The organism is Nostoc sp., assembly GCF_036917635.1.
In the GTDB taxonomy this organism is placed as follows: Bacteria; Cyanobacteriota; Cyanobacteriia; order Cyanobacteriales; family Nostocaceae; genus Nostoc.
The window spans coordinates 183,034-201,727 of the sequence record NZ_JBALCW010000110.1 but is presented as its reverse complement, the minus strand read 5'-3'; the positions used below and the strand labels follow the sequence as shown (position 1 = coordinate 201,727).

General features: G+C 40.8%; 14 protein-coding genes and 1 pseudogene. 5 read left to right on the top strand and 10 right to left on the bottom strand.

The window, feature by feature from the left end; all coding sequences use genetic code 11:
* Window positions 1–16 precede the first annotated feature (16 nt).
* The 3 genes from V7K32_RS27520 to V7K32_RS27510 all read left to right on the top strand — a co-directional run bounded on the left by V7K32_RS27520 (window position 17) and on the right by V7K32_RS27510 (window position 3,239).
* Complete coding sequence (locus tag V7K32_RS27520) at window positions 17–616, top strand: nicotinate-nucleotide adenylyltransferase (RefSeq protein WP_334997911.1); 600 nt, start codon at window positions 17–19, stop codon at window positions 614–616.
* Window positions 577–1,323 carry an NUDIX hydrolase gene (locus tag V7K32_RS27515; protein WP_334997909.1) on the top strand — a complete coding sequence of 249 codons (747 nt, stop codon included), beginning with the start codon at window positions 577–579 and terminating at the stop codon, window positions 1,321–1,323. Before V7K32_RS27520 ends, V7K32_RS27515 begins: the two co-directional genes overlap by 40 nt.
* Window positions 1,324–1,511: 188 nt before the next feature.
* Entirely contained in the window at window positions 1,512–3,239 is a 1,728-nt protein-coding gene (locus tag V7K32_RS27510) for an NAD+ synthase (RefSeq protein ID WP_334997952.1), read from the top strand.
* Window positions 3,240–3,452: 213 nt separating this feature from the next.
* Here V7K32_RS27510 and hemJ read toward each other — a convergent pair whose 3' ends face one another.
* The 4 genes from hemJ to psbQ all read right to left on the bottom strand — a co-directional run bounded on the left by hemJ (window position 3,453) and on the right by psbQ (window position 7,051).
* Window positions 3,453–4,034, bottom strand: coding sequence for a protoporphyrinogen oxidase HemJ (gene hemJ / locus V7K32_RS27505; RefSeq protein ID WP_334997907.1), 582 nt, complete (start codon window positions 4,032–4,034; stop codon window positions 3,453–3,455).
* Between the two features lie 144 nt (window positions 4,035–4,178).
* Window positions 4,179–5,030 carry an alpha/beta fold hydrolase gene (locus tag V7K32_RS27500; protein WP_334997905.1) on the bottom strand — a complete coding sequence of 284 codons (852 nt, stop codon included), beginning with the start codon at window positions 5,028–5,030 and terminating at the stop codon, window positions 4,179–4,181.
* 25 nt (window positions 5,031–5,055) lie between these two features.
* Window positions 5,056–6,174, bottom strand: coding sequence for an NAD(P)/FAD-dependent oxidoreductase (locus tag V7K32_RS27495; RefSeq protein ID WP_334997903.1), 1,119 nt, complete (start codon window positions 6,172–6,174; stop codon window positions 5,056–5,058).
* Window positions 6,175–6,595: 421 nt separating this feature from the next.
* Window positions 6,596–7,051, bottom strand: a complete 456-nt coding sequence (gene psbQ / locus V7K32_RS27490) for a photosystem II protein PsbQ (RefSeq protein ID WP_334997901.1) — start codon at window positions 7,049–7,051, stop codon at window positions 6,596–6,598.
* Window positions 7,052–7,401: 350 nt separating this feature from the next.
* Here psbQ and V7K32_RS27485 point away from each other — a divergent pair, with 350 nt between their 5' ends.
* The gene (locus V7K32_RS27485) at window positions 7,402–7,830 is read left to right on the top strand and encodes a hypothetical protein (RefSeq protein WP_334997899.1); all 429 of its coding nucleotides are present in this window, start codon (window positions 7,402–7,404) and stop codon (window positions 7,828–7,830) included.
* A gap of 1,130 nt (window positions 7,831–8,960) precedes the next feature.
* Here the strand turns inward: V7K32_RS27485 and V7K32_RS27480 are convergent.
* From V7K32_RS27480 to V7K32_RS27455, 6 genes and pseudogenes are all read right to left on the bottom strand, one after another.
* Window positions 8,961–10,453: pseudogene (locus V7K32_RS27480) on the bottom strand (catalase).
* Between the two features lie 454 nt (window positions 10,454–10,907).
* Window positions 10,908–12,281, bottom strand: coding sequence for an alkaline phosphatase family protein (locus tag V7K32_RS27475; RefSeq protein WP_334997897.1), 1,374 nt, complete (start codon window positions 12,279–12,281; stop codon window positions 10,908–10,910).
* 14 nt (window positions 12,282–12,295) lie between these two features.
* Window positions 12,296–13,522, bottom strand: coding sequence for a metabolite traffic protein EboE (eboE, locus tag V7K32_RS27470; RefSeq protein WP_334997895.1), 1,227 nt, complete (start codon window positions 13,520–13,522; stop codon window positions 12,296–12,298).
* A gap of 238 nt (window positions 13,523–13,760) precedes the next feature.
* The gene (eboC, locus tag V7K32_RS27465) at window positions 13,761–14,693 is read right to left on the bottom strand and encodes a UbiA-like protein EboC (RefSeq protein ID WP_334997893.1); all 933 of its coding nucleotides are present in this window, start codon (window positions 14,691–14,693) and stop codon (window positions 13,761–13,763) included.
* Between the two features lie 274 nt (window positions 14,694–14,967).
* Window positions 14,968–15,927, bottom strand: a complete 960-nt coding sequence (locus tag V7K32_RS27460; RefSeq protein ID WP_334997891.1) for a TatD family hydrolase — start codon at window positions 15,925–15,927, stop codon at window positions 14,968–14,970.
* 136 nt (window positions 15,928–16,063) lie between these two features.
* Entirely contained in the window at window positions 16,064–16,969 is a 906-nt protein-coding gene (locus tag V7K32_RS27455; RefSeq protein ID WP_334997889.1) for an EboA family metabolite traffic protein, read from the bottom strand.
* 459 nt (window positions 16,970–17,428) lie between these two features.
* Here V7K32_RS27455 and V7K32_RS27450 point away from each other — a divergent pair, with 459 nt between their 5' ends.
* Window positions 17,429–18,631: a 3-dehydroquinate synthase gene (locus V7K32_RS27450; RefSeq protein ID WP_334997887.1), complete on the top strand. Its 1,203-nt coding sequence runs from the start codon at window positions 17,429–17,431 to the stop codon at window positions 18,629–18,631.
* Window positions 18,632–18,694 lie beyond the last annotated feature (63 nt).

The following is an 18,694-nucleotide window of genomic DNA, read 5'->3' as shown; positions in this document are numbered from 1 at the left end:
CGAATTACGAATTATTATGAGAGTTGCTTTGTTTGGTACTAGTGCCGATCCACCAACTGCTGGACATCAAGAAATTCTGAATTGGTTGTCTGAGCGTTATGATTGGGTAGCGGTTTGGGCAGCAGATAATCCATTTAAGTCTCATCAAACACCCTTAGAACATCGGGCCGCAATGCTGCAACTGTTGATTGCGAATATAGACGCGCCACGGCACAATATTACTTTGGAACAAGAATTGAGTAGCTTCAGAACACTGGAAACAGTGAAAAAAGCAAAGCTTACTTGGGGTGAAGATGCTGAATTGACGTTGATTATTGGTTCAGATTTATTGAGTCAGCTACCGCGTTGGTATCGCATTGAAGATTTGTTACAGGAAGTGCAACTACTGATCGTCCCGCGACCGGGATATGCAATAGATGAATCTAGTTCAGAGGTAGTGCAAAAGCTGGGAGGGAAAATTGCGATCGCTAGTCTGATCGGTCTAGATGTTTCCTCAACAGGATACCGCGAACGTGGAGATTCTCAAGCCCTCACAGCCCCTGTAGTTGCCTATATTAATCGAGAGCATTTGTACGAATGCCAGAACGTTCACAAAAAAAGATACCAACTCCGTTAAACCAACAACCTTTGGCTGATTTCAAGGTTGGTGTTGATAATGTAATTTTTTCTGTAGATACTGTACAAAATCGGCTGTTAGTTCTACTAGTAATGCGACAGCAAGAACCATTTTTAAATCATTGGAGTCTTCCCGGTACTTTGGTACGTCCTGGAGAGTCTTTAGAAGATGCCGCCTATCGCATTATGGCGGAGAAAATTAAGGTCAACAATCTCTATTTAGAACAACTGTATACCTTTGGCGGACCCAATCGCGATCCACGGGAAGCAGCTGATAGTTATGGTGTGCGTTATCTATCAGTTAGTTACTTTGCCCTAGTGCGATTTGAAGAAGCCGAATTGATTGCCGATCGCATGACTGGTATAGCTTGGTATCCAGTTAAAGAAGTGCCAAAATTAGCTTTTGACCATAATCAAATTCTCACCTATGGACACAGGCGATTACGAAATAAATTAGAGTATAGTCCGGTAGCTTTTGAAGTCTTGCCAGAAATGTTTACTTTGAATGATTTATATCAGTTATACACCACAGTTTTAGGTGATAATTTTTCCGATTATTCTAATTTTCGGGCGCGTCTACTCAAATTAGGTTTTTTAGGCGATACCGGAATCAAAGTATCACGAGGTGCTGGTCGTCCAGCTAGTTTGTATAAGTTTGACGCCGAAGCTTTTGCTCCCTTAAAAGATAAACCATTGGTGTTTATTTAATAAACATCTCCGACAATGAATGTAGAGACGCTTTCTTCGTAGCGGGACGAAGTCCAATTTCGCGTCTCTACAAGGGTTTCAGGTTACGCATATTTAATTTCTGGAGATGTCTAATGAACCGCTACGTGAGAAATCCGGGGGATGCCCAATGACCAATGACAAATGACCAATGACAAATGACAAATAATATGAAAATAGCGATCGCTCAAATTAATCCGACAATTGGTGATTTGCTTTTAAATGCTCAAAAAATCCTGGAGGCGGCACAACAAGCAGCATCTAGCGGTGTGCGTTTATTGTTGACACCAGAACTTTCTTTGTGTGGCTATCCCCCAAGAGATTTATTACTAAATCCTAGTTTTGTAGAAGCGATCGGCATTACTTTACAAAAGTTAGCTCAGGATTTACCGCCAAATTTAGCTGTGTTGGTAGGAACTGTAGAACATAACCTCAAAGCACATATTAGTGGCGGTAAAAGCTTATTTAACAGCGTAGCTTTGTTAGAGAATGGCCAGATAAAGCAAGTTTTTCACAAGCGACTTTTGCCTACTTACGATGTATTTGACGAACGTCGCTATTTTGAACCAGGTTTGCAAGCCAATTATTTCACTTTAGATAATATCCATATTGGCGTAACTATTTGCGAAGATTTATGGAACGATGAGGAATTTTGGGGTAAACGTAGTTATACAGTCAATCCGATTGCTGACTTAGCAATTTTGGGTGTAGATTTAATTGTAAATTTGTCTGCTTCCCCCTACACTGCCAGCAAACACCAGTTTCGAGAAACAATACTCAGGCATAGTGCAATACGTTTTCAACAACCGATGATTTACGTTAATCAGGTTGGCGGAAATGATGACCTAATTTTTGATGGGCGGAGTTTTGCCTTGAATCGTCAAGGTGAAATTATCTGTCGCGCCCGTGGCTTTGATACCGATTTAGTAATAGTTGAATTTGATGAAGCCCAACGGGATTTTCAATTAGGTTTTATAGCAGCTGTCTATGAATCGGAAGATGAAGAAATTTGGCAAGCTTTGGTTTTGGGAGTGCGAGATTATGCTCGCAAGTGTCGCTTTTCTAAAGTAGTTTTGGGTTTAAGTGGTGGGATTGACTCTGCAATAGTAGCAGCGATCGCCACTGCTGCACTTGGTAATGAAAATGTCCTCGGTGTTCTCATGCCTTCCCCGTACAGTTCCGAGCATTCCATTAGCGATGCTTTAGCATTAGCCGAAAATTTGGGGATTAAGACTAATCTTTTACCAATTGGCGAGTTAATGCAAGGCTTTGATCAAACATTAGGTGATTTGTTTGCAGATACCGAGTTTGGATTGGCAGAAGAGAACATCCAATCGCGGATTCGCGGTAATTTATTAATGGCGATCGCTAATAAATTTGGCTATCTGCTTTTATCTACTGGTAATAAATCAGAAATGGCTGTTGGTTACTGTACTCTCTACGGCGATATGAATGGCGGATTGGCTGTAATTGCAGATGTTCCTAAAACCCGCATTTATTCACTTTGCCAATGGTTAAATCGCAATAATGAAATCATCCCACAAAACGTCTTGACTAAAGCACCCAGCGCTGAACTCAAGCCAGGTCAAGTCGATCAAGACTCTCTACCGCCCTACGAAATTTTGGACGATATTTTGCAACGCCTGATTAACGATCACCAATCAGCAGCCCAAATTGTTGCAGCCGGTCACGATCCGGTAATTGTAGACAAAATAATCCAAATGGTGGCGCGGGCTGAATTTAAACGTCGGCAAGCACCCCCCGGCTTAAAAATAACCGATCGCGCCTTCGGAACTGGTTGGCGAATGCCAATTGCTAGTAACTGGGTTGGTGTCAAAAACGCTTACCAGACTAAAACTGTACTTACACCTACTAGTAGTCTGTCCCAAAAGTTTTGAGAGGTTAGTGATGTTCATATCTCCGACTTCTTTAAGAAGTCGGGGATCTAGCAGCCCCCAAAATCAATGGGACAGACCACTAGTGTGTCAACTTTGAATTTAGGGGTAAATAATTTCACAGTAAGGACTAAAGTCCTTACTGTGAACCCTCAAGACTGCCCTCATCTGTTGGGATGGACAAGATGGACATCCGCAAATCAAGTAATTAGTTATCTAACTTTGTTCTTGTGGTTGCCCTATTTGTGCCGTCAACTTCTCTTTATCTTGCCTGCGTTTTTTGGCGTAAAGTTGAATAGTGACTGCCATCAAAATAATCATGGCGAAAATAGCCCAAGCAGCGATATCTGTAGGTAGATTATTCTTAAACACAGCCAGCAAAACGATCGCTACTAACATAACTGTGGGTGCTTCATTTAAAGCACGTAATTGCTGACCACTCCAGCCACATTCATCTACTGCTAACTTTTTCATCAGCCGAGCGCAGTAATGATGATAGCCAATTAAAATAGCAACAAACAGTAGTTTTATATGCAACCAACCCTCTTTTAAAATGTCCGGTTCAGTGGTTAATAAACCGATAGCCATTGCGATCGTCACAAACATTCCTGGGTTAGTGATGATATAGTAGAGACGCTTTTCCATAATTTGATACTGATTTTTCAGTATCGTCCGTGCTGGTTCAGGTTCAAGGTTCGCTTCAACATGATAGATAAAAAGACGAACTAAGTAGAACAAACCAGCGAACCAAACTACAAATCCGACAATATGAAAGGCTTTAAACCATGAATAAGCCATGAATACTAATCTCCTTTACTTGTAGTTGCGATCCATTTTTAATGGTAATAAAAATTTCACAAATGCAGGCTGGAATAACATTATAAGTCTGGCAAAAATCCAGAATTAATTTCTTTACTATCGATTTTTGCCAAAAGTATATTATCAATGAGCATCTTTACGACGCACAAAGGGTAAAAGGTCTTCTAAAATCGCTTCGTGGTAGTGTTCTTGAGGATAATGTCCGACGTTATTAAGTTTTATTAATTCAGTATTGGGTACGGAATTAGCAAAATTTTCGGCAATGTCTACGGGTAGCCAAGGGTCAATTATACCCCATTGAATCAGAATTGGCTGTTGCCATTCTTTAAAGCCAGATTCGATTTCTTTCATTGCTGAATCAAGCTGTAAATTGCGAATACTTGATAAAAGACTCCGCCCAGATGAAGAACTTTTTAAAAATGGTTTTCGATAAACATCTAATTCCTTATCTCCGATCCGATAACGGCTTCCACCTTCTAGCGTCCGGTCAACTAAAAGTGGGTCTTGGGTCATGACTTCACCTGCCAAAGGTAAACCCATTTGTTTAATTTTCCAAGGTAATCTAGCAGCAGTTGAAATTGGTGTATTTAAAATAGCTAAATTAGCAATTTGTTCTGGATGACGCAAGGCATATTGTAGTCCTACAGAACCTAAAAAACCTTGGACAACTAAAGAAAAATATTTAAGTTCTAGCGCTTTAACAAATCCTTCTAAAGCTGTGATAAAAGCATCGGGAGTGTAAGCAAAATCTCGTTTTTCTGGTTTTAAAGAATTGCCGTAACCAATCCAATCTGGTGCGATCGCTCTTGTACCCTGACTCGCCAACGCAGGTATAATATTACGCCAACTGTAACTTTGTGAGACTAAGCCGTGTAGCAACAACACAGGCGCTAAGTCAGTTCTACCGATTGGTAAAGATTCCCGATAAAACCATTCCAGTGAATCTACATTGATTTTATGTTCTGTTATTGACACGCTATATTCCTATATTTGTCATTTGTCATTGGTTATCCTTTCCCACTCCTTGAGAAATAATCATCTCACGAATTGCATAAGCTGTGGCGGGCGCTAGTAAAACGCCGTTGCGATAGTGTCCGGTAGCTAGGAGGACATTACTAAACCCTGGTAACTTACCAATAACTGGGGCTGGACGACCTTCAGGACGGGGACGTAACCCCGACCAAGTGCGGAGAATAGTTGCTGTGGCTAATTCTGGGCAAAATGCGATCGCTTGTTTTCTAACAGATTCCAGCAGTTCTTGATTTGGCGGTATCTCATCGCCATTGCTGGGAAATTCTACTGTTGCACCCACCCAATAATCTCCACCGCCCACAGGAACAATATGCACATCGTTACCCGTTATCGCTGGCTGGAAGTCTGGATTACCTAACGGATGCCCTACGTGCATTTGCAATGCTTGCCCAAGTACGGGGCGGATATCAATTATCTGATTTAATTTTGCTGTCAGTGGTGTTGAACCTAGCCCTGCTGCGATTACAAACCAATCTGCGGCTATTTTTCCTTCTGTAGTTTCAAGTTGATTGCAAAATTGGGGAGAAGAATCAGGTGGCGAGGTTTGGGCATCTAAAACAGCCACACCAAATTTGAAAGTTACACCATTTTGCTGGGCAGCCTCAACTAAAGCTAATGTCAAAGCAGTTGGATCAAGTTGACGATCTTGGGGAGAATATACAGCACCAGTAATTTTTTCGCAATCAACTTGGGGACAGATATTTTTGAGTTTAGCCGTATCCCATATTTCTAAATGCCAGCCTTGAGAGTGGCGAACTTCTACAAGTTTTTCCCATGCTGCTAAATTCTCCTCTTCCAAACCAAGACTAAGAATTCCCTGGCGGTTAAAGGGGATTTTGCGACCTGTTAAAGCTTCTAATTCAGGAATCAAAGTTTCATAGCGTTGGATGCTTGTTTGTCGCATCTGCCAAGCTTTGCCCTTAATTTTTTGGCTGATTGCGCCCATCAAAACGCCAAGTGCAGCCCCCGTAGAGGCTTGTGCTGGTGCTTGCCGATCGCAAACCGTGATTTTCAGCCTTTTAACTAGACTGAGTTGGTATGCGATCGCAGCCCCAACCACACCACAACCGATAATAACTACATTCATGACTTGTGCTTTAAACGAGAACTTAAGGGACTTCCAAGAAATAAATTATTCCAATACAGGACTTACGCAAGAACCCTCTAAAACTTTTATTCCTTTGTGTCCTTTGCGGACTTTGCGGTTCGTTTTATCCTGATTATGCGTAAATCCTACAATAAACGAACCACAAAGCCACAGAGAACGCAGAGAGAAGAAATAGAGAGAGTTTTTGCGTCAGTTTTGGAACATTTTTTTATTTGGAAGTCCCTAAGAGTTAGAAGTGAGGAGCTAAAAATTCTTAACTGCAAACTCCTAACTGCAAACTCCTAACTGCAAACTCCTAACTCCTAACTCCTAACTCCTAACTCCTAACTCCTAACTCCTAACTCCTAACTCCTAACTCCTAACTCCTAACTCCTAACTCCTAACTCCTAACTCTTAACTTTTAACCCTCTTGTTTCTTAGGAAGTAGATCGAGGAATTTGTCAATATCTGCAAAAGCAGCCTCGGAGCTAGTCAAGGCAGGTTGAGCTTTGCTAGCACTAGTAGCTTTATCAAGTTTAACCAGGTCGTTAAACAAATCTCGCGTTATCTGACGGGCTGCGGGTTGGTCTTTGGGCAGAAGGTTGGGAGTGACATAAGTCAGGTTCAGCCTTGCTTCTGTTATGGGACCATGTATAAAATTACGCACATTGATCCAATCACCTTTTTGGATCAGAGTTTTCAACTCTTGTGAGCGATCGCGCACAGCCTGAATGTCAGGAACATAAGCCTGAATTCTTTCAAGTTGCGTTGCTGTATAAGTCGGAGGTGCTACCGCAACACCAGGTCCGCCACAACTAATTAGGAATGTGGCCAATAATACTAGGAAAAAGGAAAAAATCGAGCGTTGACGCGCCATATATTGAACTTGATTACTGTTTTTATGCCGATTAACAGTGTCATTTTAGATCGCTAGCGTAATTTATCGTTCTTATCAGCCAAGGATTTTACAGAAAATCTCGATATTTTTTCCAAACGGCAGAGTTTCATCTGCTTTTTAAGTATAATTACTTAAAAGGTGTTATCCAGTCCCAAGAAGAAGCGATTTTTGGTATCTGTCTAGTAACCAAAATTGTTAGGGAAGTATGATTTAGAGTTGCTAAATATCAAAGGTCTTGATAAGCTAAAACACCGATATTATAAGCCTTCTGGCGGTTTTTCTGTTTTCACATCTCGGAAGATGCCGACGCAAAATAGGAGTATTTTTTAGTGAACGCAGCTGAACAGGCAACGAACCTTGAACTCGCCAGCAACATTGCTACGGTGGTTAATTTGTTCAAATTCGAGTTTCCTGATGCCAAATCTGATCTCAAACCCTGGAAAAATGACCCGGAGACTAGGGAGTTAGTCGATCCAGACTCTATAGATATTGGCTTTCACTTTCCTGGTATCAGCAAATCTTGGCGAAGTCGTAGTATTTTAATTCAAATCCGATTTTATCAAGATCCCATCAATAATTCCCGCCGTGCGATCGGCGTGGAGGTAGCTGGATTTGATCATCGCGGTGAGGCGTGGCGACTTTCGACGGTAGAAAACTGGAGTATTGTCGGCGCATCTTCGCCTTCTGGTGAAATTCAGGATAAGCTCAAACAGATTTGCCGACAGATTTTAGAAGTTTTCAATAAACCAAGTCAATAGACCTCTTGCATTAAATCAAACAATTTGAACCCCACCGCGCCAAAGCTATGCTTTGGGGAGGGGTTGGGGGTCAATACTGCTCGGTTTTTGGATTTTTCGATAGTGTTTTAGACCTGTAGAGACGCGAAATTTCGCGTCTCTACACAAGGTTTTTAGTCTTATCCGAGCAGTATTGGGTTGGGGGTGGGGTGTTAGGCTTTGCGGTTGATTGTCTTCTTAGGTATTTTGCCCAAAGCATCGGGGAGGGGTTGCTTTTGTCTTCCGTTGGTTTCAGTAATTTAGGTAATCTGCATCAGCTGCATTACCCGCCTGGGATTCAAATCTCAGTCTAATAAGTAGGTAAGATAATTAATTACACAATATCATTGCGATCGCACCAAAGCCAATATTGCGATCGCAACGCCTAGAACTACTTCTCTACGATATGCTTTGTGATGGGTGCGATCGCAATAACTGTAAATATTTTTGTTTATCTATAGCAATCCTAAATGAGTTGTGAAAATCGAGAGACTCAGATCCCCGACTTCGTAAAAGTTGTCGGGAATCTTATTGTTCACGAATCATTTAGGACGGCTATATCTTTGTTATTTATCCCACATTCCGCACTTCAAAATGTATTATCTATCTTTTCAATAAAAATTCCTAATAATGTTCAAATTATTAAGTATTAATATTGAATACCATTGGCGATTTATGTTGTTGATTTAACCATTTTTTTCCACCTATGGGAAATCTACGCATATTACACGATGAAGTGCGGAAAGTCGGATTTATACTTAATTTTTGATTTCTATAGCTAAAATATAGCTGGTATCTAAAAAGTAGATACTTCTCATGGGTTATAGAGATAGCGAGCGTGGTTAATTGCACCATCTGTTACATCACATTCCACAGGATTTGAACCTAAATCCCAAATAGAATATGTTTCTTTGATGCTAGTAATAATAATTTTTCCCTTTTCTTGAATAATCTCAAACTCTTGGTTTTCTCCTAATAGTTCTTTAGGGATTAATCAGCCTTTTTCTGTTCCTGTTAATTTCATGTTTAATTACCTCGATTTATTTTGTAAGTTAATCAAATCAATTTGCTTTAAGGCGGGCAAGATGCCCACCCAACAAAATTAGATAAGGCTACCAGTTACCTACAGGTTGAGCATTATGAGAAAATATTGAGGGATCAATTGAAATGCCTAACCCCTCAGCTACACGACTACCATAGGAAACATCTGCCCTAAAAAAGTGGCAAAGTTGGCGCATTTGGATGTCTTGCGTTGCTTGAGAGAGACTACCGACAATATTTTTAGCAAGACGCTCTTGCTGTTCAGGAGTCATTAACCGATACAGATTACCTGCTTGTGTGTAATCGTCGTTTCCATCACGATGATTGTAACGATCAACGGTGACATCGCCCAGATGGGTAGGTGCTTCTGCATAAGCTGGGCTTTCTTTAGGCGTACCCTCAACACTATTCGGTTCATAGTTAGGAGTACTACCGCCGTTGTTCCCCGATGCCATAAAGCCATCTCGCTGATTATGCATCACTGGACATTTGGGCTGGTTGACGGGTAGTTGCTGATAGTTACCACCCAAGCGATACCGTTGAGCATCTGCGTAAGAAAAGATGCGAGCTTGAAGCATTTTGTCTGGAGAAAAACTAACGCCAGGAACCACGGCGCTAGGGCTAAAAGCAGCTTGCTCTACTTCGGCAAAATAATTCTCAGGGTTACGATTTAGCTCTAATATCCCGACTTCAATTAAAGGATACTCAGAGTGCTTCCAAACTTTGGTCAAATCAAAGGGGTTATCTGGATGTTTTGATGCTTGCTCCTCTGTCATCACCTGAATACACATCCGCCACTTGGGATAGTCTCCTTGAGCGATCGCTTCAAACAAATCATGAGTCGCATGATCTGGATCTTCGCCCTTAATTTTAGCTGATTCTTCCTCTGTCAAAGTTTGATGCCCTTGCAGAGTCTTAAAGTGAAATTTGCACCAAACGCGATGACCTTCAGCATTAATTAAACTGAAGGTGTGGCTACCAAAGCCGTCCATGTTTCGATAGGTTTTGGGTATTCCCCGATCTGAAAACAGGATCGTCACCTGATGAAGCGATTCTGGGCTGAGTGACCAAAAATCCCACCTTGCATTATGGTCTTTGCAATTGGTTTGGGGATTGCGCTTTTGGGTATGAATAAAATCAGGAAACTTCAAAGGGTCGCGGATGAAGAAAATAGGGGTATTGTTACCTACAAGATCCCAGTTACCCTCCTCAGTATAAAACTTGAGGGAAAAACCTCTAGGGTCGCGCTCGGCATCTGCTGAACCTTTTTCTCCTCCGACTGTAGAAAAGCGCAGAAGAAGTTCTGTTTTCTTGCCAATTTCAGAAAAAAGTTTGGCTTTACTGTAGCGGGTAATGTCATTAGTAATAGTCAAAGTGCCTGAGCAGCAGCACCTTTAGCGTGGACAACACGCTCAGGAATACGTTCTCTGTTGAAATGAGCCAGCTTTTCTAAGAGGTGAAAATCCTGGATTAATACAGGACCACGCGATCCAGCTGTAAGTGAGTTCTGGTTATCCGCAACAGGAATACCGTCAGCAGTTGTTAAATTTCGGGTTTCAGTCATGGTCAAGAAGTTCTCTGTTAAGTTACTGAAATTGAAAAAGTAAATTTTAGTCAGTAGATAAATGGTTGCCCACTGATAAAGCTAATTAATTCATAGTCATAACGAATTTACATATAAATCATACTCGATATGACTATGAATTACAAGAAGATTGTTTTGTATTTTGGAAATGTTTAAATATGCACATTCATGCATTAATGTCAACCTAAAGCTAGGGCAAAGTTCATTCGCGGCTAGACAAACTAAAGTCACCCTACATAGAGCAAAGGGCTTAAGCAACCGATTTAACCCACGGAGATGGGTAAAGTTTCGTGTAGACGCGGTTTCTCATACCATTTATTTGTGAAGCTGCGCCAAATTTCCTTTGCTTGTTCTTTCTTTCTTGGTGTCCTTTGCGGTTCGTTCCTCATATAGTTCGGCGCACCTTCATACAGAATTGGTATAACCGCCCTTTTTACTGATTTAAATGTTTGAGAATCAACGAACAAACATCTGTCGCCTGAATGCGATTTTCACCAACTAGGTGAGTTTGATGGGTGATAAATAGAGGCCCTTCATCAACAGAAGTGCTAATGTTACCGTGAGAACCGCGTACAAGGGAAGCATCAAGAGGAATCACATCCATTAAGTAGCGAAAACCGAGTTGTTTCTTAAGTAGCTTCAGAGCAATTTTTCCTTGAGGAAATTTTATTTGCGGATCTAGGAAAAGTTCTACAGGATCGTAACCAGGTTTGCGGTGGATATCTACAGTTCTAGCAAAATCAGGCGCTTTTGCATCATCGAGCCAATAATAATAGGTAAACCAAGCGTCAGGCGCGGCGATCGCTACCAACTCTCCCGATCTAGGATGAGCAATATGGTAGGCTTGCTTACCCTCTTCATCCAATACCTGTGCTACGCCTTCAGTCGCTTCTAAAAGCGATCGCACTTTCGGGATGTATGCTGGATCATTTACATACACATGAGCAATTTGATGATCGGCCACAGCAAAGGCAATGCTAGCACCAAAATCGAGCAGTTCTCGCCCCAATTCTTCCCGCACAGCAATTAAACCGTTTTCCCGTAGTACGCGGTTGATATCCACTGCTTTAGAGACTGGGGTAATGCCATACTCAGAAAGAATAATTACCTGAGTATTACGTGCTTGATAATATTTAATTAAATCGCCACAAACAGCATCAATTTCTCTCAAATCTGTTTGGATGTGTGTTTCATCGTGACCAAATCGTTGCAGACAGTAATCTAAATGTGGTAGATAAACTAGTGATAATGTAGGGCTGTAACGTTCCTCAATCCATTTTGCTGAATTGGCAATCCATTGACTAGAACTAATAGAAGTTTTTGGCCCCCAAAAATCGAACAGAGGGAAGTTACCTAAATCAGATTGAATTTGCGATCGCACATCACTAGGATGGGTATAAATATCAGGTAATTTTCTGCCATCTGCGGGATACATCGGGCGCGGCGTAATGGCATAATCGACCGAAGAATACATGTTGTACCACCAAAAAAGGTTGGCACAAGTGAAGTTTGGATCAATTGATTTAGCTATTTCCCAAACTTTGGGAGCCTGTACTAATTTATTAGATTGTCGCCAAAACTTCACTTCACATTCATCGCGGAAGTACCAACCATTAGCGACAATTCCATGTTCATCAGGCAATTTTCCTGTTAAATAAGTAGCCTGAACAGAACAGGTTACAGCAGGTAAAACTGTTGCTATCGGGACTACTTGCCCAATAGCCGCCCAAGAAGATAAAAACGGTGTGTTTTCTCCTAGTAAACTAGGGGTTAATCCCACGACATTTAGAACAACAGTTTTCTGCATAAATTAATCTCCTTTTAATTTGCCGCAAATTCTTTTAATACCCACTGATATTCCCGTTGAATAGAAGTTAGTAAATCTATCTTCATTTCTGCTGGTAATACATCCCAAGTGTAAGTCTCAATTTCTAAATTTGAGCAAGCATTGTTTGTTTGAAGTAGATGTAAAACAGTAGCAATATCATCTTGGGTAGACTGCAAAATTTGATAATCATGAATAAAAATTGGCACATGAAAATGGGTGCGCCATTCTTGGGCTAGAGATTGTTCTAAATGCGGTAATGCAGTTATTAAATCAGGATAGTGATGGAGTGTACCATCACTGCGACGTTCTATTACTTGGTGAAGATAAGTAGATTCAGCAAAAGGACGTAAGCGTTCAACTATCAAGCTACGTTTTTCAACATCAGCAGGGATTTTTACTTTAATTGCGGCGCTGATTTGGACTTTGCCAATCTTAATTCCTGCGGATTCTAAACGCCCAAATACAGATTGCGGTTCCTCATATTCAACAGAAAAATGGCAGGTATCATAGCAAACTCGAACGTGTTCTAGCAATTTATTTTCTGCTAAAGTATGTTCAATATTTAATTTTTCTGATAAGTAATTACCGCCAATTGGCAATAACCAATTTTGATAAAAATCAATTACTTCTGAAGTATTTTCAATTAAACCATCAGGCTCAGGTTCTAAATCGATATGCAATATCTTTCCTGTTTCTTCGCAGATCCGAATCATTTCTCCAACTACTGACGCTATGTTTAAACAACTTTTTTTCAGAACTGTCTCGAAACTTGCTTGGCCTTTTTGCCACCAAGGTTTATAAGATAATGGCAGTGTAGAAATTCCGCCATCAAGTCCTTCTGGTAATAGAGTAGCTAAAATTTGTGCCAAATTTAATGTATAATCTACTCGTTCTTGTGTAGACCAATCTGGTGCATAAACTTGGTCTTTCACTACCTGTCGATGGAATCCGCCATAAGGAAATCCATTTAAGGTAAAAACGTATAAATCTTTTTGACTAAGCCACGCTTGGAATTGAGCCAAGTTATTATTTTGTAAGAGTTCTTTAGCAGCTGCATCTGCTAACCTCAAACCAATACCAAAAGGTGCTGTCGGTGATAAACGTGACTTCAGATTGAGAACATATTTTTCTAAATTGGCGAAAACCTCTAGCCAACTTTCGCCAGGATGAATATTGCTGCAATAAGTTAAATGAAAGTTGCTGTCTTTTGTAATTTTCATTTTCTAGATTTATCCCTTGTATATGCAATCTATTTTCTTTGGCTTATACTATTTCACAAAATATCTGTCATATAAAATCCCTTTGTATAGAAATTATTGCTCTTTCCTCTCTTCTGCGTCTGGAGCGGGTTTTTAATGATTAAAATGCTACCCGTGATGTCATATATTCATTGGTATGGGCGCACATCTATGCGCCCATACAGCCAATTCATGTATTACTGGCTGTATCCATTCAAATTTAAGTAACAGCAAATACTTTTGCTAACTTCATCGAAAATGGTAGCAAAATTAGAACGAATAAACCGTAATACAAACCAGCAAACCCAGATGCAACAGTCGCATCTAAAACTATTAGAGATAACACGCCTATTTTCACAGCATTTCGGATGTTTTCGGCTACTGGTTCTTGCGTAGCTTTGATAAAATTAGGCAAAACTCTGATAGCTAATAAAACAGCAAATGGTAATGCTGCGATCGCTGTATAGTTTCCTAATAATCCTAAAGCTAAAACTGCCGTCAAAACTATTGCAATCAGCAGTAATGCGAGGACTCCTGTAATCTTCTTACCTCCGTGAACTTCACCCTGACTAATTGCGGTGATAGCAGCAATGTAAAAAATAGGAATCAGCGCTAAATACCAACGTTCTCCTACTATTGCTGGAACAGCACTTACACCTAATAATAAGTTACTGCCACGACACAAACCCATATTTAAAGGGCCAAAAAAAGGATGATGTTTGGCAAGGGAGTTATATAAAAGGCATGAAACAGTAATAAATATAGCGATCGCACCACTCAACAACGATACTTGAAAAGCAGCGATAATCCCGATCGCAAACAATATACTCCCTAATAAAGTAGCATTTTCACGAGATACGCGACCACTGGGAATTGCTCTATTTGGTCGCTCTTTTGCATCTAATTCAGCATCAAAAACATCGTTAAAAACTATACCGCCGCCGTATAAACCAGTTGTAGCTAACAACAAGCAAGCTAATGGAATTAGTATAGTAAAACTTGCTTCTCCATTGATTAATTGAGCAAAAATAATCCCAGAGCCGGAAGCAGCAAAACCAACAAGAATATCCGCCCAAGCAGTAACAATATTAGCAGGACGCATCAATTCTAGATAACCCCGCCAGCTTTGAAAATTTAAGCTTGCAATATTCACTTATCTGCCTCCGTTCCTAATAATTTCTCAAAATAAATTGCATATTACAGATGAATCAGATATTTATGCAATCCCTCTTCCCCACTCCCCACGGGAACATTCCAAATGTGCCATTCCCTTGATAGCCCTCATCCCCTAACCCCGAATCCCGTCATCTGGGATTCGGGGAACTAGAATTATGCCTCCCCTCTCCCATATTTGGGAGAGGGGCTGGGGGTGAGGAAAAAGATTTAAGCCAAAATTGGGATATTCCCCACTCCCCACTCCCCATTTTTTACTCAATCAACACATAATCTGAAACTGATTTGATTCCTGGCTCTTGTCCCCGCAACACAGAATTACCACTGAACAACTGACGCTGATCAACAGATTGCAGATTGAGCCAGTCTGATGCTTTCATCTGTCCAGTTTGACTGTAAGCAGCTAAAGCGTTTTCATAACAAACTGCTCGCACATGTTCTTCAGGAATGCCCCTATCTAACATCAACTGAGCCGTTTTTGGGACTGCCAAAGGATCGCTAATACCCCAATCAGCACTACTATCTACAATGATGCGATCGCGTCCATACTTACGGACAACTTCTACCATCCTGGCGTTACCCATCTTCGTCTGTGGGTAAATCGTAAAAGCTGCCCAAAAGCCCCGTCCTAATACTTCCTCAACCGTTTCCTCGTTGTTGTGGTCAATAATTACTTGTGAGGGATCTAAGCCATATTCAATACAGCGATCCATACTCCGACTAGCACCCGCCTTTTTATTGCGATGAGGCGTATGAATTAGCACCAACATATCGAGTTCTTTGGCTAATGCTAACTGTTGACAAAAGTACTTATCTTCTGCTTCTGTCATATCGTCGTAGCCAATTTCGCCAATGGCAACAACACCTTCTTTACAGGCATAAAGTGGTAGCAGTTCTATAACTTCTGCTGCTAGTGCTTCATTGTTAGCTTCTTTCGGATTGAGTCCAATTGTGCAGTAATGTTGGATGCCAAATTGACTAGCACGAAACCGTTCCCAGCCCACGAGACTACTGAAATAGTCTTTAAATGTGCCAGCATTCGTTCGCGGTTGTCCTAACCAAAAGGCTGGTTCAATAACGGCAACAATACCATATTCCCGCATTACTAAATAATCGTATGTAGTACGGGAACACATGTGAATGTGAGGGTCGATAAACATCATGGTTTTAATGATTGGGAATTGGGAATTGGGAATTGGGAATTGGGCAAACACTTTTTGTCCCCTTATCCCCCACTCACACACTCTTTTTTATTTGTTAGGACTTACGCTTTCAAGGCACTGAAAGCCTTGATTTATCGTAGGGGCAATTCATGAATTGCCCCTACATTTCGTACTTGATGCGTAAGTCCTATTTGTAAACAAAGAGGCGATCGCGGCTAAAACTGCTCCAAGTCAGATTACCTTTTTGAATGGATGACTGTAAATCTGGGTAACGGGAAAGTAATTCTTGTGCTTGGGGTAAAGGAGACTCACCACAAGCTAACGCTGCTGCTTCTTGCTCGTGTATATCCCCATTAGCTAGTACTTTTTCCAAATCTGTGATGATTGCGCTATCCGCAAACCGCCCTACCGCTCGCCAAAGTTCTGGGGTAACTGAGCGTTTAGCTGCCCAACGTTCATGGGCATAGTCTGCCAACATCCTCGCCAATTCTGGGTTAGCACGCCGATCGAGTCCCCAAATTAGATGCAACGGACTGCCGACAAATACAGCCTTCAGCACCATCTGATTCCAAGCAGCATTATCTAAATAATTTGCTGGATAAGGGTTTCGTAGTGCGATCGCTTGGAATACATTACTCATATTGCTGCGAATTCCCTCAGCAGCACGATGGCGATGTAACTCTGGATGTGGTAACAACGGCAAACTTTGATAAAGGACAACTAACTCCCCCATATCGGCAGTGGAGAACAATTTATCAAGCGTTGGCGCAGCCTCTCCAGAGGAGACTCGCACATAGCCCTCAACATCATTATCGGGCAAAGCTAGAACCAAGAGTGTGCGACCTGCTTGATCTACACTCCAATTACCAGGATACCAACCGGGAATCACATCCTGTGCTGCTTCCAATTCCTGGAATGTTAGCTGCAAATCCTGTTTACCTAGATAACGCGGCACAGCACTAAAAGCTGTAAAAAACACTCTCTCAGCAGCCCCGCTAGCAATCTGTACTTGCTTCTGTTCCAGCCAAGCAAAAGCTTTCTCTGAAACAGATTTTAACAGCCAGTGATGCAGTAACTTGTTTACTTTACTCATGATGAATTTCAGGAGAAGTTGCCCAACTTTTTTATGACAACTAAGTATAAAATCTAGCACTAAACTTGATACTTTGGAATTCAAGCAGCTAGAAAATATACTACTGAGATCGTAACTTCATTGAATCTATAATAATCTCCCGACTTTCAATAAGATACTGTAAAGATATCATTTAAATTAGATAAATCAGATAATTCTCTTACGGAATAAAATTAAAATTTAATGTAATAATGATATTTATAGGCAATCATAAATATAAAGTCTAGGCATCGATAAAATGGTAAAATCATATTATTTTTAACTTCTAAATTATCGATAATTAGTTCATAATTAGGATGGGTTTATTAGATAACTTTTTATAGTTATTTATTTTGTTTTTAGCTTTTAAATTCGGTTTTTTTCTTTAATATTTAATTGCGATCTTACATATATTTACAGTTACTTAATAAGTAATACCCAATGGTTATCCAACAAAAAACCGCTCTTAATTTGCAACCAATTAACCAATTTATTCGCGTGACCTTTAACTATGATGTTCACTTTACTAGAGGTCTGTTTGAGTTAGAGAATCCTTTACTCGCACAAGCGATCGCCGCAGATGGAGAGACAGCCCCAAAACAAGTGCTAGCAGTGGTAGATGCAGGATTTTTACAGTATCAAGATGGGTTGCTAAAAAAATTATCAGCCTATGCTCAATATTATGGAGATATACTAACACTGACTGGTGAGCCGATAGTAGTTCCAGGTGGAGAAACAGTCAAAAATGATTCTAGATTTATAGAGCAAATTCATCAGCAGATAAATGTATCTGGATTGTGCCGTCACTCCTACGTCTTAGCAATTGGAGGTGGAGCCGTGCTAGACATGGCAGGATACGCAGCAACAACGGCTCACCGAGGAATTCGGCTGCTACGAGTCCCGACAACAGTATTAGGGCAGAACGATTCGGGTGTAGGGGTAAAGAACGGAATCAATGCCTTCGGCAAAAAAAACTTTTTGGGTACATTCATGCCACCTTATGCTGTCTTGAATGACTTTGATTTTCTTACTAGCCTTAACGATCGAGATTGGCGATCGGGTATTGCAGAAGCGGTGAAAGTAGCGCTGATTAAAGATGCAGATTTCTTTGATTTCATTATGACTAATGCCGATAAATTGGCTAATCGAGACATGGACATAATGGAAAGGCTGATTTATCGCTGTTCCCAGTTGCACTTAGAGCATATTGCAGGTAGCGGCGATCCCTTTGAAATGGGTTCATCGCGTCCTTTGGACTTTGGACACTGGGCTGCTCACAAACTAGAGCATTTAACTAATTACAGCCTACGTCATGGTGAATCTGTAGCGATCGGTATTGCTTTAGATAGCACCTATTCATATTTAACAGGGCAACTCTTACAATCTGAGTGGCAAAGGGTTCTAACTACACTCAAGAAATTAGGCTTTACCTTGTATGTATCAGCATTAACAGAACAATTAGATCAGCTAGACCATCCAGATTGTCTATTTAGGGGGCTTACCGAGTTCCGTGAACACTTAGGAGGGAAACTGACAATCACTCTTCTACAAGGAATCGGGCAAGGAATAGAAGTTCATCAGGTGGATTTGTCTTTGTATAAAGATGCTATTTTGATGCTGCAAGATTGGGAATTTTTAGATTAAGGTCATTAATCCGAATGCCATGCTGACCTTTCCGAGCGCCTTTTAGTCCGCTTGCGGAAAAAG

Excerpts from the sequence above, each read along its gene's own strand:
- psbQ (WP_334997901.1), bottom strand. The coding sequence starts at position 7,051 with ATGGCGCGTCAACGCTCGATTTTTTCCTTTTTCCTAGTATTATTGGCC.
- V7K32_RS27495 (WP_334997903.1), bottom strand. The coding sequence starts at position 6,174 with ATGAATGTAGTTATTATCGGTTGTGGTGTGGTTGGGGCTGCGATCGCA.
- V7K32_RS27510 (WP_334997952.1), top strand. The coding sequence starts at position 1,512 with ATGAAAATAGCGATCGCTCAAATTAATCCGACAATTGGTGATTTGCTT.
- V7K32_RS27520 (WP_334997911.1), top strand. The coding sequence starts at position 17 with ATGAGAGTTGCTTTGTTTGGTACTAGTGCCGATCCACCAACTGCTGGA.
- V7K32_RS27455 (WP_334997889.1), bottom strand. The coding sequence starts at position 16,969 with ATGAGTAAAGTAAACAAGTTACTGCATCACTGGCTGTTAAAATCTGTT.
- V7K32_RS27475 (WP_334997897.1), bottom strand. The coding sequence starts at position 12,281 with ATGCAGAAAACTGTTGTTCTAAATGTCGTGGGATTAACCCCTAGTTTA.
- V7K32_RS27515 (WP_334997909.1), top strand. The coding sequence starts at position 577 with ATGCCAGAACGTTCACAAAAAAAGATACCAACTCCGTTAAACCAACAA.
- eboE (WP_334997895.1), bottom strand. The coding sequence starts at position 13,522 with ATGAAAATTACAAAAGACAGCAACTTTCATTTAACTTATTGCAGCAAT.
- hemJ (WP_334997907.1), bottom strand. The coding sequence starts at position 4,034 with ATGGCTTATTCATGGTTTAAAGCCTTTCATATTGTCGGATTTGTAGTT.
- V7K32_RS27450 (WP_334997887.1), top strand. The coding sequence starts at position 17,429 with ATGGTTATCCAACAAAAAACCGCTCTTAATTTGCAACCAATTAACCAA.